This is a genomic window from Streptomyces sp. DI166, from assembly GCF_900091315.1.
GTDB classification, from domain to species: domain Bacteria; phylum Actinomycetota; class Actinomycetes; order Streptomycetales; family Streptomycetaceae; genus Streptomyces; species Streptomyces fuscus.
Window position 1 is genome coordinate 1 of record NZ_FLSP01000142.1, and the last position, 14965, is coordinate 14965.

The 14965-nt window shown below is 73.6% G+C and carries 11 protein-coding genes; 3 read left to right on the top strand and 8 right to left on the bottom strand.

What is annotated here, in order from left to right; translation table 11 throughout:
- Positions 1-4016: type I polyketide synthase (locus GA0115233_RS37375; protein ID WP_255310483.1), on the bottom strand; the 4016-nt coding region annotated here is incomplete at its 3' end.
- 451 nt (positions 4017-4467) lie between these two features.
- Here GA0115233_RS37375 and GA0115233_RS37380 point away from each other — a divergent pair.
- Together GA0115233_RS37380 and GA0115233_RS37385 are read left to right on the top strand one after the other, a co-directional pair.
- A complete protein-coding gene (locus GA0115233_RS37380; protein WP_176712078.1) occupies positions 4468-4905 on the top strand; it encodes a nuclear transport factor 2 family protein in 438 nt (145 codons plus the stop codon).
- Between the two features lie 20 nt (positions 4906-4925).
- Positions 4926-5318, top strand: coding sequence for a nuclear transport factor 2 family protein (locus GA0115233_RS37385; RefSeq protein WP_093724856.1), 393 nt, complete (start codon positions 4926-4928; stop codon positions 5316-5318).
- Positions 5319-5345: 27 nt separating this feature from the next.
- Here GA0115233_RS37385 and GA0115233_RS37390 read toward each other — a convergent pair whose 3' ends face one another.
- Complete coding sequence (locus GA0115233_RS37390) at positions 5346-6743, bottom strand: FAD-dependent oxidoreductase (RefSeq protein ID WP_255310482.1); 1398 nt, start codon at positions 6741-6743, stop codon at positions 5346-5348.
- A gap of 513 nt (positions 6744-7256) precedes the next feature.
- Here GA0115233_RS37390 and GA0115233_RS37395 point away from each other — a divergent pair.
- Positions 7257-10028 carry a helix-turn-helix transcriptional regulator gene (locus tag GA0115233_RS37395; RefSeq protein WP_093724858.1) on the top strand — a complete coding sequence of 924 codons (2772 nt, stop codon included), beginning with the start codon at positions 7257-7259 and terminating at the stop codon, positions 10026-10028.
- A 9-nt stretch (positions 10029-10037) separates the two neighbouring features.
- On the opposite strand, the gene GA0115233_RS37400 is transcribed toward GA0115233_RS37395, so the two are convergent.
- The 6 genes from GA0115233_RS37400 to GA0115233_RS37425 all read right to left on the bottom strand — a co-directional run.
- Positions 10038-10823, bottom strand: a complete 786-nt coding sequence (locus tag GA0115233_RS37400) for a thioesterase II family protein (protein ID WP_093724860.1) — start codon at positions 10821-10823, stop codon at positions 10038-10040.
- 60 nt (positions 10824-10883) lie between these two features.
- The gene (locus GA0115233_RS37405; protein ID WP_093724862.1) at positions 10884-11825 is read right to left on the bottom strand and encodes a dioxygenase family protein; all 942 of its coding nucleotides are present in this window, start codon (positions 11823-11825) and stop codon (positions 10884-10886) included.
- A gap of 25 nt (positions 11826-11850) precedes the next feature.
- The gene (locus GA0115233_RS37410; protein WP_093724870.1) at positions 11851-12297 is read right to left on the bottom strand and encodes a VOC family protein; all 447 of its coding nucleotides are present in this window, start codon (positions 12295-12297) and stop codon (positions 11851-11853) included.
- Positions 12298-12375: 78 nt separating this feature from the next.
- Entirely contained in the window at positions 12376-13680 is a 1305-nt protein-coding gene (gene mshA, locus GA0115233_RS37415; protein ID WP_093724864.1) for a D-inositol-3-phosphate glycosyltransferase, read from the bottom strand.
- On the bottom strand, positions 13677-14516 hold the full coding sequence (gene fdhD, locus GA0115233_RS37420) for a formate dehydrogenase accessory sulfurtransferase FdhD (protein WP_093724866.1): 840 nt from the start codon (positions 14514-14516) through the stop codon (positions 13677-13679). The genes mshA and fdhD overlap by 4 nt, the downstream gene beginning before the upstream one ends.
- 9 nt (positions 14517-14525) lie before the next feature.
- The coding region (locus tag GA0115233_RS37425; RefSeq protein WP_176712079.1) for an L-serine ammonia-lyase, iron-sulfur-dependent, subunit alpha at positions 14526-14965 on the bottom strand (440 nt) is incomplete at its 5' end.

The following is a 14965-nucleotide window of genomic DNA, read 5'->3' on the forward strand; positions in this document are numbered from 1 at the left end:
ATCACATCGACGTCAGCGGGCGAGAGACCGGCGTTGGCGAGCCCCGCCCGAATCACGCGCTGCTGCGAGGGCCCGTTGGGCGCGGACAGGCCGTTGGAGGCACCGTCCTGGTTGATGGCCGACCCTCGCACCACGGCCAGCACCCGGTGCCCCTTGGCCCGCGCGTCCGACAGCCGCTCGACGACGAGGACGCCGACGCCCTCGGCCCACCCCGTCCCGTCGGCCGCAGCCGCGAACGGCTTGCAGCGACCGTCCGCCGCCAGCCCCCGCTGACGGCTGAACTCCACGAACATTCCGGGCGTAGGCATGACGGTGACCCCGCCCGCCAACGCCAGGTCGCACTCCCCGTTCCGCAGCGACTGCACCGCCAGGTGCAATGCCACCAGCGACGACGAACACGCCGTGTCGACCGTGACCGCGGGCCCCTCCAGGCCCAGGGCGTAGGACAGGCGCCCGGAGACGACACTCGCGGCGTTGCCGGTCAGGGTGAAACCCTCGACGGGTTCGGCGGCCTCGTGCAGTCGGTCACCGTAGTCCTGGGCCGTGGCACCGGCGAAGACCCCGCTGTTCGAGCCCCGCAGGGAGCCCGGCGCGATACCCGCGTACTCGATCGCCTCCCAGCTCGTCTCCAGCAGCAACCGCTGCTGCGGGTCCATCGCCACCGCCTCACGCGGCGAGATGCCGAAGAACTCGGCGTCGAACCCGGCGGCATCCGTCAGGAATCCGCCCTCTCGCGTGTAGCTGGTGCCGTGGTGGGCGGGATCGGGGTGGTACAGGGCGTCCAGGTCCCAGCCGCGGTCATCGGGGAACGGCGTGATGACATCGACCTCGTCACGGACGACGCGCCACAGGTCCGCCGGAGAGGCGATGCCCCCGGGGTACCGGCAGGCCATACCGACGATGGCGATGGGTTCACCGGTGTGCGCCCTGGCGGCGGGCACCGAGGCCGGAGTAACCGCATCCCCGAGCAGCTCCGCACGCAGGTGATCGGCGAGGGCGGCCGGGGTCGGGTAGTCGAAGAGAAGCCCGGACGGCAGGCGCAGACCGGTCGCGGCGCTCAGCCGGTCCCGGAGTTCGACGGAGGACAGGGAGTCGAAGCCCAGGTCCTTGAAGGTCCAGGTGACGTCGATCGCGTCGAGATCGTCGGCCGCGTGCCCGAGAACGATCCCGATCTCCTCGCGCACCTGCTCCAGCACGGCCCGGCTCTGCTCGGCCGTACTCCCGAGTCCGGACAGACGCTCCCGCCAGTCACCTGCCGTGCCGTCCTCGGCCGCCGCCCCGCCGCCTTCGCCGACCGGGCCCTCCTCGGCCCCGCCCCCATCCCGAACCGCCGCGCCATCCGCCGCCCCGGCTGCCGCCCCGTCCGCCCCCTCGCCGTCCTCCAGCCAGTACCGCTTCCGCTGAAACGCATACGTGGGCAGCTCCACCCGCCGCCCGCACGGGGCCACGGCCACCGCCGGCACCGCGCCCCGCACGTACAGCCCCGCGATCGCATGCCGCAGCGTCTGCTCCTCGCCCCGGTCGCGGCGCAGCGCGGTGAGAAAGGTGACGTCGGCGGGGCGGGTGTCGTCCGGCCGGGCTGCCAGGCACTCGCGGGCCAGCGCGGCGAGAGCCCCGTCGGGCCCCAGCTCCAGGAACGTCGTGGCACCCTCGTCCAGGAGCCACTCGACCCCGTCGGCGAACCGGACCGCCTGGCGGACATGGCGTACCCAGTAGTCCGGGTCGCAGAGGTCCTCGGCCGGGGCGGGTCGCCCGGTGAGGTTCGAGACGATCGGGATGGCGGGCGGATGGAAGGTGAGCCCGCGCGCCGCCTCCCGGAACTCCTGCAGCATCCCGTCCATATGGGCGGAGTGGAAGGCATGGCTGACCCTGAGCGCATGGGTCTTCCGGCCGCGTCCGGCCCAGGTCGCGGCGTAGGCGGTGACGGCGTCGGCGTCCCCGGAGACGACGCATGAGCGAGGTCCGTTGACGGCGGCGACGGTGATACGGCCGTCGAGGTCACCGAGTTCGGCCGCGACCTCCGCCTCGGTCGCCTCCAGCGCGACCATGGCGCCCCCGTCGGGCTGTGCCTGCATCAGGCGCCCGCGGGCGGTGACGAGGGCGCAGGCGTCGGGGAGGGAGAGCACTCCGGAGACGTGGGCGGCGGCGATTTCGCCGACGGAGTGGCCGAGGAGGTGGTCGGCGGTCAGCCCGAGGGATTCGGCCAGCCGGTAGAGGGCGACCTCGATGGCGAAAAGGGCACTCTGGGTGAGGGCTGTGCGGTTCAGCCGGGCCGTGTTGGCGGGCGTGGGTTCGGCGGTCAGCAGGAGCTCGCGCACCTCCGGGTCGAGGTACGCGCAGGCGTCGTCGAGGGCTCGGGCGAAGGCGGGCCGGGTTGTGTACAACTCGCGCCCCATGCCGAGGCGTTGGCTGCCCTGTCCGGAGAACAGGACGGCGGTCTTGCCCTCGGTGACCGTGCCTGTCACGACATCCGCCGAGGACCGGCCGGCGGCCAGGGCCGCGAGCGCCGTGACCGCCCGGTCCCGTTCCATGGCTACGACGACCGCCCGATGGGCGAAGGCCGTTCGGGTCGTGGCCAGCGAGTGGCCGATGTCGGCGGCGTTCGGCTCCGGGTGGGTGTCGACGTGGTCCCGGAGCCGGCGGGCCTGCGCGCGCAGCGCGGTCCCGGTACGGGCCGAGAGGGGCCAGCCGGGCACCGTCCCGTTCGCCTCGGCGGGCGGTTCCTCCCGGTCGCCGTCGGGTGCTTCCGCCAGCACGACGTGGCAGTTGGTGCCGCCCATGCCGAAGGAGCTGACCCCTGCGAGGAGTTGTTCGTCCGGCCGGGGCCAGTCGCTCAGGGCGGTGTTGACGCGCAGGCCCAGGTCGTCGAGGGGGATGTCGGGGTGGGGGTGTTCGAAGTTGAGGCTGGCGGGCAGTTCGCGGTGGCGCAGGGCGAGGACGGTCTTGAGGAGTCCGGCGATGCCGGCGGCGCCTTCGAGGTGCCCGATGTTGGTCTTGACCGAGCCGACGGTGACGCGGCGGCCCGCGGCGCGCGCCGCGGTACCGGCCGCGGTGCCGAGGGCGGTGGCCTCGACCGGGTCGCCGCGGCGGGTGCCGGTGCCGTGGAGTTCGACGTACTGGAGGCGGGCGGGGTCGATTCCGGCTCTGCGGTAGGCCTGGGTGAGGACCCGGTGCTGGCCCTCGGGGGTGGGCACGGTCAGGCCCTCGCCGCCGCCGTCGTTGCCGGTGGCGCTGGAGACGATGACGCAGTGGATGTGGTCGCCGTCGGCGAGGGCGCGGGAGAGGGGTTTGAGGACGACGAGTGCGGCGCCCTCGCCGCGTACGTAGCCGTTGGCGCGGGCGTCGAAGGTGTAGCAGCGGCCGTCGGGTGAGAGGGCGCCGAACTTGGCGGCGCCGATGGTGCTCTCGGGGACGAGGTTGAGGTTGACGCCGCCGGCGAGGGCGATGTCGCTCTCGCCGCTGCGCAGGCTTTCGCAGGCGAGGTGGACGGCGACGAGGGAGGAGGACTGGCCGGTGTCGACGGTCATGCTCGGGCCGCTGAGCCGGAGCGTGTAGGAGAGGCGGTTGGCGATGATGCTGCGGTGCAGCCCGGTGACGCTGTGCGCGCCGATGGCACCGGCGCCCCGGCGGTGCAGGAGGGCGGCGTAGTCGTCCCAGATGGCGCCGATGAAGACTCCGGTGGCGCGGTCGGCGAGGGTGGCGGGGACGATTCCGGCGTTCTCCAGGCTCTCCCAGCCCAGTTCCAGCATCAGGCGTTGCTGGGGGTCCATGGCGGTGGCTTCGCGGGGGGAGATGCCGAAGAAGGCGGGGTCGAAGCGGTCGACGTGGTCGAGGTAGCCGCCGCGCCGGGTGTTGATCTTGCCCTTGGCGGTGATGTCGGGGTCGAAGTGGGCGTCGGCGTCCCAGCGTTCGGGCGGGGTGGTGGTGATGGCGTCGCGGCCCTCGCGCAGCAGGTCCCAGAAGGCGGCCGGGTCGGGGGCGCCGGGGAGGCGGCAGGCGAGGCCGACGACGGCGATCTGCTCGGGGGGTGCCTGCTCAGGGGATGTCTGCTCGGGGGATGCCCCGGTCCGCGTGTCCGCGGGGGTCGTGCGTCCGACAGAGCTGCCCGTATTCGCCACCAGGTCTCCCATTGAGCTCGGCTTCAGTGGTTCGGGACGAGTACCGGATCGTGCATTCGGTCGAGTACCGGATCGTGCATCGGGACGGGTACCGGATCGGGGCCGGGCGGGGTGCGGTGTCCGGGCGGCGGAGCGGCGCCTCGTCGCCCCGCCGGCGGCCGGGAATGACCCCAACCCTAGGAACCCCTGACGGGCCCGCCCAACCCCTGATCTGCCGGTCCGGCGGGAGTGCCGGGAGGGCGGAGCGGAATAGGGGTGGGGAGGGGGTACGGGTAGGGGTACCGCGGCTCACGGGCGGGCTGTGACACTGCTGCGGTCCGTGTGCTGCCGAGCGGTGAGGGGCGGGACCGTGCCCGACGAAGCGACGCGCAAGGCCCTGGCCGTGGCGCACTGCGAGCGCATCAACTCCGGTGATGTGGAGGGGTTGTTGGCGCTGTACTCACCCGCCGTGCGGTTCGAGGATCCGGTGGGTTCGGGGCAGCGCATCGGTCATGGCGCGCTGCGTTCGCACATCGCGGGCGCGGTGGCGGCCGGGGTCCACGACGCGTACGGGGAGCCGGTGGCGGCGCCGGACGGGCGGACCGCCGCGGTTCCGGTCACCTCGACGATGGACTTCCTGCCGAACGGGCCGTTGTTGGTGCGTCACGGGCTTGTGGAGGCCCCGCCGGAGCCGGGGACGGCCCGCCTGGAGTTCACCTGCATGCTCGTGGTCGAGGTCGGCCCGGGCGGACTGATCGAGGAGATGCGGGCCTATTGGGGCCGCTCGGATGTGCGTTTCCTCAACTGACCTCTCAGGATGGTGGGTTCGTGGTGCTGGACGAGGCCAAGCGCAAGGAAGTCGCGCTGGAGTACTGCCGGTTGATGAACGCCGGGGATCTGGACGGTGTGCTCGCCCTGTTCGCGCCCGATGTGCGGTTCGAGGATCCGGTGGGCACCGAGGTGCTGGTGGGGCGGGAGGCGCTGCGCGGGCATCTGGGGGCGGCCATTGATGCGGGCATCGAGGAGGTTCCGGGTGCCCTGACGGCGGCGCTGGACGGGACGAGCGTGACGCTTCAGGTCTCGGGGACGATGGGTGTGCCGGGAGCCGGCCGGGTGGCGTTTCGGCTGGTCAGCCTGATGCGGGTGAACGGGGAAGGGCTGATCTTTGAGGTCCGGATCATCGCGGGGCAGTCGGATGTGACGCCCGTGAGCGCTGGCTGAGGAGGCCCGGCGCGGGCCGACGGCGGGTCAGCGCAGCAGCGCCCGCTCCTCCGCCGTGAGCGGCGGCTCGGTCGGCGGCGGCTGTGCGGGGCCGGTGCGCAGCGCGTTGAGGACCGCCGGGGACTGGAGGCTCGCGACGGGTGCCGCGAGTGTCGTCACTCCGGCGGAGACGGCGCTGACGACCGGGTCGGACAGGCCGACGGTGCCGACCCGTTCGGAGAACTCCTGGCGGCTGTTCAGTTCCTCGGAGAGCCTCGGGTCCTTCGCCTCGACGCGGCAGCCGGGGTAGAAGACGTCCTGCGAGGCGGCGAGGATCCAGGGGTCGTCGACGGCCTCCGCGATCCGGCGCAGTGCGGTGGTGGCGAGGTCGGGCCCGCCGCGGTGGCGGCGCAGGGTGCGGTCGAGGACGGCGACGGAGCGGGCGGCGGCGCTCATGCCGTGGCCGTAGACCGGGTTGAAGCCGGCGAGTGCGTCGCCGAGGACGACGAGGTTGTCCGGCCAGCGGTCCAGGCGGTCGTAGTGGATACGGCGGTTGGCGGTGCTGCGGGAGCCGCGGACCGGGCCCTCGGGTTCGGCGGTGGCGAGCAGTTCGCCGACCAGGGGGTGGCGCAGCCCTTCGGCGAAGGCGGTGAACCCGGGCCCATCGGTGGGGGGTTCGGCGCCCCGGGTGCCGGAGAGGGTGACGATCCAGCGGCCGTCGTCGATGGGCAGGATCAGTCCGCTGCGGCCGGGTTCCCCGGCGCGGTAGTCGGCGTAGACGCTGACCATGGGGAAGCGGGCGGCGGCCCGTTCGGGGGCGCGGTAGATCCGGGTGGAGTAGGTGATGCCGGAGTCGACGACGTCCTCCTCCGGTTCGGGTACGCCGAGCGGTGCGGTCCACTGGCGCAGGCGGGAGCCGCGTCCGCTGGTGTCGACGACGATGTCGGCGTCCAGTTCGGTGACTTCGCCGCTGTCGAGGTCGCGGACGCCGATGCCGTCGAGATGGCGGGCGGTGCCGCGCAGGGCGTGCATCTCGGTGCGGCCGAGCAGGGTGACGGCGTCGTCCGCGAGGACCTGGTCCCGGACGGTCCAGTCGAGCAGGGGGCGGTCGGCCGCGATGAGGAACTGGGTTCCGGGGAACCGCCGTTGCCAGCCGTACGGGGACAGGTTGACCATGTCGGAGGGGACGCCGATGCGGTGGGCGCCGGCGGCGCGCAGCCGGTCGAGGGTGCCCGGGAGCAGGGACTCCACGATGCGTGCGCCGCCGGACCAGAGCAGGTGGGCGTGGCGGGCCTGGGGGACGCCCTTGCGTGGTTCGGGGCCGTCGGGGAGGTCGTCGCGGTCGATGACGGTAACCCGGTCGAGGTGCCTGCGCAGGGCTCGCGCGGTGAGCATCCCGGCGAGGCCGCCGCCGATCACGGCACCGTGGCTGGGCTTCGTCGACACTGGGGCTTCCCTTCCGTCGGAACCCGGACCAGGTTCGCAATGTAGGGAGCCGGGGCGGGGCCGACCAACCCCTAAAGTCGCGGGCCGGGGTGCGGGGGTGGGGTGTGGTGTCAACCCCTGTGCGGACAACAGGGGTTGGGGTTCGGGGCGGGGTGGATCCGGAATGTGTCGTGCCGGTGGAGCGGCGGATCCGGGGGCGCTCGGCATAGCCATGGGACAGCAAAGATTCGGCAAGATTTCGGCCCCTGGTCTGTCGTAAGCTGACGGTTCGAACGGGATTCGACGATGGCTCCGCGGTATGACCGGCCGAGCGGGCGGGGCCTGCCGACGGCCGGGTGGAGGTGGTCCTCGACACGGGACGTCCAGGTGGGCGCGAGCCCGCCACCGCTCCCGTTCGACCCGGACTCCACCACTTGACGGCTACGGTTTCAGCCACAACCGGAGCGCCATGACGCCTCCGTCATCACGCCGACTTGTTCCCGGGCATCGCGCGTTCAGGGGGGACCGACGCGAGTGGTACTGATACAGCGGAAAGCACAGTTGGACCGGCTCCGCGCGGCCTTCGAGCAGTGCGACGACCGGCGCGGCGGGCAGGTGTGCCTGATCACGGGCGGTGTCGGCAGCGGCAAGACCGCGCTGCTGGAGGCGTTCGCCCGGGAAGTGACCGAGCGCTCGGCCCAGTTGCTGCGCGCGGTGGGCTCACGGGCCGAGCGTGATCTGCAGTTCGCCGTGATGGACCAGCTCATCGACAGTTCCGGTCCGGGGCGGGCGTCCCTGCGCCAGGTCGCCACCGCCGTACGCCTCCTGGCCCGTGCCGCCCCGCTCGCACCGGCCGCCGTCGAGGAGAGCGGAGTACGGTCCGACGGCACCGCCCACCCGGGGGCCGTGACGGCCGAGCAGCCGCTGCCGTCCTCCGTGCAGGGCATGCTCGCCTCACTGTTCGACCTGGCCCGCCCGGCGCCGCTGGTGATCGCCGTCGACGATGTGCACCACGCCGACCGGGCTTCCTTGCAGTGTCTGCTGTACGCGGTGCGCAGGCTCCGCCACAAGCGGATCATGGTGGTGCTCACCGAGTCGTCGTCGCTGCGCACCCCGCATCCGGACTTCCGGGCCGAGCTGATGAGCCAGCCCTGCTTCTCCCGGATCGACCTCGCGCCGCTCACCGACGAGGCGCTGGGCCTGCTCGCCGACACCCACCCGGTCCCGGCGGCCCGCGCCCGTATCGCCCGGCTGGCCCCCGCGGTGACCGGCGGCAGCCCCTTACTCATGCGCGCCCTCCTGGACGATCCGGTCGCTTCCGGCACCGCCCCGCGCCCGGAGGCGGCCCCGGCACTGGGCGGAGGCGACGGGCCACTCGCCCAGGCCGTGCTCCGCGCCCTGTACCGGCACGAACCCGAGGTGCGCGCCACCGCCAAGACCCTGGCCGTACTCGGCCGCCCCACCCCACTGCCCGTACTCGCCCGGCTGCTCGCCCTGACCCCCGACCTGACCGCACAGGCGGTCCAGCTCCTGTGCCAGTGCGGGCTGGTGGACGGCGACCTGCTGAGGCGGCCGCTCGTCCCGGCCGTCCTCGCCGACCTGCCCGCCGAGGAGCGCCGCCGGCTGCACCGCAGGGCCGCTGAGGTACTGCACGAGTACGGCGCCGAACCGGAGGTCGTCGCCCGTCATCTGATCGGCGCCGAGTGGGCCGAGCCGGACTGGGCCGAGCCCGCGCTGTACCGGGCGGCCACGCAGGCGCTGGACACGGGCCGCCCCGACTTCGCCTCCGCCTGCCTCGGACTGACCCGGCGGCGCGCCGGCGACACCGGTGCGTGGACCGCGTACGACAGTCTGCTGCTGCGCGCCCGCTGGCAGGTCAACCCGTTGTCCGCCGCCACGGACCTGACGGTGCTGACCGCGGCCGAAGGGCCCGAGCTGGGTACGCCGGCCGCGCTGACGGGTGTGCCCGCGCTGCTGTGGCACGGCCGCGGCGACACGGCCCGCGCGATCATGGCGGCCGTCGCCCAGGAGCCCGGCCTGACCGCGAGGACCCGCACCCTGCTCACGGCGGCCCGCCTGCTGACCTCCCTGTGCCGCCCCGACCACAGCCGGGACGCGCGCGACGAGGCCCGGCGCGTCACGGAGTCCGGCACCGCCACCTCCGTCACCGGCCGCTACCTGGACGCGCTGGTCCTGCTCGCCGACACGCTCGATTCCGAACGGGCCTCGGCGGACGCCGCGGCCCGGGCCGAGCCGATGATCCAGCGGTACCTCGCCGAGGACGGCGCGCTCGGCCTGCTGGCGGCGCTGCTGCTGGTGATGGTGTACGCGGGGCGGCCCGGACCGGCCCGCGCGTGGGCGCGGACGCTGCTGGAGCGGCCCTCGGTGCGGTACGCGCCGACCTGGCAGGCGGTGCTGCACGCGATCCGCGCGGAGGCGGGGCTGCGGCTCGGCTCGCCCGAGGAGGCCGACGAGCAGGCCCGGGCCGCGCTGACCGTGATCACCCCGCAGGCGTGGGGCGTGGCGGTGGCCGCGCCGCTCGGCACGCTGGTGGCGGCGGCCACCGAGGCGGGCCGGTTCGAGGACGCCGACCGCTGGCTCGCCCGGCCCGTCCCGGCGGAGGCGTTCCGCACCCCGCTGGGGCTGCACTACCTGGCCGCGCGCGCCCGCTACCAGCTCGCCGCCGGGGCCCACCGGGCCGCCGCCGACGACCTGCGCTGGATCCGCCGCGAGATGGCGGCCTGGCAGATGGACACCGCGGCGCTGGTGCCGTGGCGGCTGGACCTGGCCCGGGTGCAGATCGCGCTGGGCCGGCGGCAGGACGCCGTACGGCTGCTGGAGGACCAGCTCGATCCCGCCCGTTCGGCGGACGACGGCACCCGCGGCCGCGCCCTGCGGCTGCTGGCCGGTCTGGTCCCCCCGGAGCAGGGCCGGCAGCTTCTCGCCCGGGCGGCGAAACTGCTGGGACCCGACGACCGGGGCGAACCGTCCCGCCCTCCGGCCGCGCCGCGTCCCGCGCCCCCTGACCCGGAGCGTCCGGCCGTCCGGCTGTTGGGGCGCCGCGCCGGCTCCGCGGCGAAGCCGCGTCCCGAACGCGCCGAACCGCCGGGCGGGTTGAGCGAGGCGGAGAGCCGGGTCGCCGCGCTGGCGGCGCAGGGGCACACCAACCGGCAGATCTCCAGCAAGCTGTTCATCACGGTGAGCACCGTCGAGCAGCACCTGACCCGGATCTACCGGAAGCTGGACGTCAAGCAGCGCACCGATCTGGCCACCAGGCTGGCGGCCGTGGGCGCGCTCGGCGAATGAGCCGCGCCGTCACGGGGAGGTCGGGGCGGCGGCGCCGCGGAAGGCCTCGATGCTCTCCCGGACCGCCGCGGTGACCTCCCCCGGGCGGTTGTTGAGATAGAAGTGACCGCCGGGGAAGGACCGGAAGCGGAAGGCGCCGCTGGTCAACTCCTGCCAGGCGCGCGCGTCGTCGAGACCGACCCGGGGGTCGCTCTCGCCGGTCAGCACGGTCACCGGGGCGGCCAGCGGCGGCACTTCGGGGCTCTCCCGGTAGGTCTCCACGGCCCGGTAGTCGGCGCGCAGGGCGGGCAGCACCATGCGCACCAGTTCCTCGTCCTCAAGGATGCCCTTGTCGGTGCCGCTCAGCTCACGGATCTCGGCGATGAGCCCCTCGTCGTCCCGTAGGTGCACGGTCTCCTCCCGGAACCGGTGCGGCGCGCGGCGCCCCGAGGCGATGACCCCGAGCAGCTCACCACCACCGGCCCGCTCCAGCCGCCGCGCGATCTCGTACGCGAGGACGGCGCCCATGCTGTGCCCGAACAGCACCACGGGCCCGACCGGTTCGCCGACGAGCGCCCGGTACACCCGCTCCGCCAGCTCCCTCAGGTCGGTGAGCGGCGGCTCCCGGTGCCGGTCGAGGCGCCCCGGGTACTGCACGCACAGCACATCCACGCGCGGCGCGAGCGCCCGCGCCAGCGGCAGGAAGTAGGGGGCGGAACCCCCGGCGTGCGGCAGCGCGAGCAGCTTCACGGCGCCGGGCGAGGCCGGCTCGTAGCGGCGGAACCAGGTGTCGAACTGACCGGACACTGCCGACATGACGGGCCGTACCTCCAGCGGTCGAAGAGCGACGGGACACGCACACTGATCCAGCCCACCCTACGAGCGGCGCGGTCCGCGGAAGTAGCCCCTACTGCCCCTATCCACGGGCTGCAGCCGGCGCACCGTGATCGGGAAGTCCACGTGCCGGAACGGGTTCGGCAGCCCGTGTGCCGCCGCGCGGGCCGGGTCGTCGGTCGGGGCGAACGGGCGGATCAGGCTCGCCTTCACCCCGAACACGGCGTCCGAGTCCAGGTAAGGGGAGTCCGCGGCGAACAGATGGGTCGTCAGGGTGCGTACTCCGGGCGCGGAGATCTGGAAGTGGATGTGGGCGGCGCGGTTGGCGTGGCGGCCGGTGGCCCTGAGGAGGGCGCCCACGGGGCCGTCGGTGGGGATCGGGTAGGGGCGCGGGACGACGGTGCGGAACCGGAAGGCGCCGTCGGCGTCGGCGGTGAACAGGCCGCGCAGGTTGCCGTCCGGGATCTCGCCGGGGTGCTGGACGTCGTAGTGGCCGTCCGCGTCGGCCTGCCAGACGTCCACCCGTGCGCCGGGCACCGGTGCTCCGTCGGTGTCGGTGACCCGGCCGGTGACCAGGCACGGCTCGCCGCTGCGGCCCGTCTCGTCGATGGTGTCGCCGAGGGCGCGGGCGGGCGAGTCGACGAGGTGGAAGGGGCCCTCCACGGTGGCCTCGGTGCAGTGGCCGTCCGTCGGGTTGTCGAGCGACTCCACCAGCGAGGACACCCCGAGGACGTCGGAGAGCAGGATGAACTCCTGCCGGGTCGCGTCGCACCGGTGGCCGGTCTCGGTCAGGAAGCGGATGCCCTCGGCCCACTCCTCGGCGGTCAGGCCCACCTCCTTGACGAAGGCGTGGGTGTGCCGGACGAGCGAGGTGAGGATGTCCCGCAGCCGCTCGTCCGGCGCTGCGGCGAAGGAGGCGGCGACGACCTCCGCGGAGCGGTCCGTTTCGAAAGCTCCGGACCGTTCGTGGGGCTGCTCGATCATCTCCGCCTCCTTCAGAGAGCGCTGCTCACCGCACGGACGGTCGCACGGCCGCGCCCGGCACCTCTTCGGTCACCCCGTTCAGCTCCGACTCCGGGTGGGAGCCGTAGGGGCGGGTGAGTGCTTCGAGGGCGTGTCCGGACGGCTCGCGGAAGTACACGCCCCGGCCGCCGTCATTGCGGTTGATGCGGCCCAGGTGCCGGCCGTGCGGGTCGGCCTGGATGGGGATCTGCTCCTCGACGAGCCGGGCAAGGATGCCGTCGAATTCGGCCTCCGAGACGAGGAACGCGAAGTGCAGGGTCGGAATGTCACCGCCGACGGTCGCGAAGTCCAGCGTGACGCCGTTCGCGGTGTCGACGGGCAGGAAGGGCTCCGTGGGTTCGCCGACCTGAAGGCCGAGGATACGGGCGAAGAAACGAGCGGACTCTTCCCGGTCGTGGCAGGGAACGATGGTGTGGTTGAACTCTACGGACAAGACGAATGCCTCCGTGGGCACATCCGCGGCGCCTCCATGCCTCACCCGGCCGGTGACCGGCACGCGATGCCGCGAAGATCACCCTAGGCACACCCCGGCCGACGCGTCGAGCGCTTTGCGCCGGTGGGTCCGCGGCAGGGCCGCCGCGTACACCTCCGCCGTGGCCGCCGCTGCCGTCTCCCAGCCGAAGTTCCCGGCATGGCGCACCGCGGCCCCGCCCATCCGGGCCGAGCGCTCCGGGTCGTCGGCGAAGGCTTCCAGGGCGCGGGCGTAGTCCTGCGGGTCGTGCCCGCGTACGAGCATGCCGCTCACCCCGTCCCGTACGGCCACCGGCAGACCTCCGACCCGCGACGCGACGACCGGGGTACCGCACGCCTGCGCCTCCACGGCGACCAGCCCGAAGGACTCGCTGTGCGACGGCATGACCAGCACGGACGCGGCCCGGTACCAGTCGGCCAGCCGCTCCTGCCGCACCGGCGGCCGGAACAGCACCACGTCCGAGATCCCGAGCCGGGCGGCCAGCTTCTGCAGACCTTCCGGCTCGGCCAGGCCGCTGCCGCTGGGCCCGCCCACGACCGGCACCACGATCCGCTCGCGCAGCCCCGGCCGCCGCTCCAGCAGCAGGGCCACCGCATGCAACAGGACGTCCGGCGCCTTCAACGGCTGCACGCGGCCCACGAACAGGGGGATCAGCGCGTCCCGCGGGAGCCCGAGCCGGGCGCGGGCGGCGGCCCGGCCGGCGCCGGGCGAGAAGCGGTCCAGGTCGACTCCGGGGTGGACGACGGCGACCCGTGCGGGGTCGGCGGCGTAGTGCAGGACCAGGTCGTCGGCCTCCTCGGCGGTGTTGGCGATCAGCCGGTCGGCGGCGCGTACGACCCGGGTCTCGCCGCGCACACGGGCGGCGGGCTCGGGGGTGTCGCCGTGGGCGAGGTGAGCGTTCTTGACCTTGGCCATGGTGTGCATGGCGTGCACGAGCGGGACACCCCAGCGGGCGGCGGTCAGCCGGCCGACGTGACCGGAGAGCCAGTAGTGGGAGTGGATCAGGTCGTAGGGGCCGGGGCGCTGTCCGGACCGGGTCCGGGTCACTGCGTGCGCGAAGACCCTGAGCTGCGCCAGGAGGTTCTCCTTGGCCAGGCTTTCGTACGGGCCCGCGGCCACGTGCCGGACCAGGACGCCGGGGGCGAGTACGACGCTGGGCGGCAGGTCCGCCGACGCGGCCCGGGTGAAGATCTCGACCTCGATACCGCGGGCGGCCAGGCGCCGGGCGAGTTCGACGACATAGACGTTCATCCCTCCCGCGTCACCGGTACCGGGCTGGTGCAGTGGCGAGGTGTGGACGCTGAGCATCGCGACGCGGCGCGGGAAGCCGTCGCGCCCGCTCATGCGCCGGCCTCCGCCGCGATGCGGTGCCCGCCCGCGTACACGTTCATGGAACCGCCGCGCAGGAAGCCGACCAGGGTGAGCCCCGCCTCCGTGGCCAGGTCCACGGCGAGGGAGGAGGGCGCCGAGACCGCCGCCAGCACCGGGACGCCCGCCATCACGGCCTTCTGCGCCAGCTCGAAGGAGGCCCGCCCGGACACCAGCAGTACGGTCCGGGACAGCGGCAGCGCGTCGTCGCGGAGTGCGCGGCCGACGATTTTGTCCACGGCGTTGTGGCGGCCCACGTCCTCGCGCAGGTCCAGCAGTTCGCCCTCGGGCGAGAACAGCGCGGCCGCGTGCAGGCCGCCCGTCCGGTCGAACACCCTTTGCGCGGCTCGCAGTTGGTCCGGCAGTACGGCCAGCAGCTGCGGGGTGACGCGGACCGGCGGGGTGTCGGCGATCGCCCAACGCGCCGTCGTCCGTACGGCATCCAGACTCGCCTTGCCGCACAGGCCGCAGGAGGAGCTGGTGTACACGTTCCGCTCCAGCGTGATGTCGGGCAGTGGCACGCCCCGGGCGAGCCGCACGTCGACGACGTTGTAGGTGTTGGAGCCGTCGGCCGTGGCGCCCGCGCAGTACACGACGTTGGCCACCTCCTCGGCGCGGCCCACGACTCCCTCGCTCACCAGGAAGCCGACGGCCAGCGCGAAGTCGTCACCGGGGGTGCGCATGGTGACGGCGAGGGGTCTGCCGTTCAGACGGATCTCCAGCGGCTCCTCCGCGACCAGGGTGTCCGGGCGGCTGCTCGCCCGGCCGTCACGGATCCGCAGCACCGGTCGCCGCTCGGTCACGCGTCCCACGGCCCCTACTCAGCACTCGATGACGTTCACGGCGAGCCCACCGCGGGCGGTCTCCTTGTATTTGACCTTCATGTCGGCGCCCGTCTGTTTCATGGTTCTGATGACCTTGTCGAGGGAGACGTGGTGCCGTCCGTCGCCGCGCAGGGCCATGCGGGCGGCGGTGACCGCTTTCACGGCGGCCATGCCGTTGCGTTCGATGCAGGGGATCTGGACCAGGCCGCCGACCGGGTCGCAGGTCAGGCCCAGGTTGTGCTCCATGCCGATCTCGGCCGCGTTCTCGACCTGTTCCGGGCTGCCGCCCAGCACCTCGGCGAGCCCACCGGCCGCCATGGAGCAGGCGGAGCCGACCTCGCCCTGGCAGCCGACCTCGGCGCCGGAAATGGAGGCGTTCTCCTTGAAGAGCATGCCGATCGCGCCCGCGGCGAGCAGAAAGCGCACGATTCCCTCGT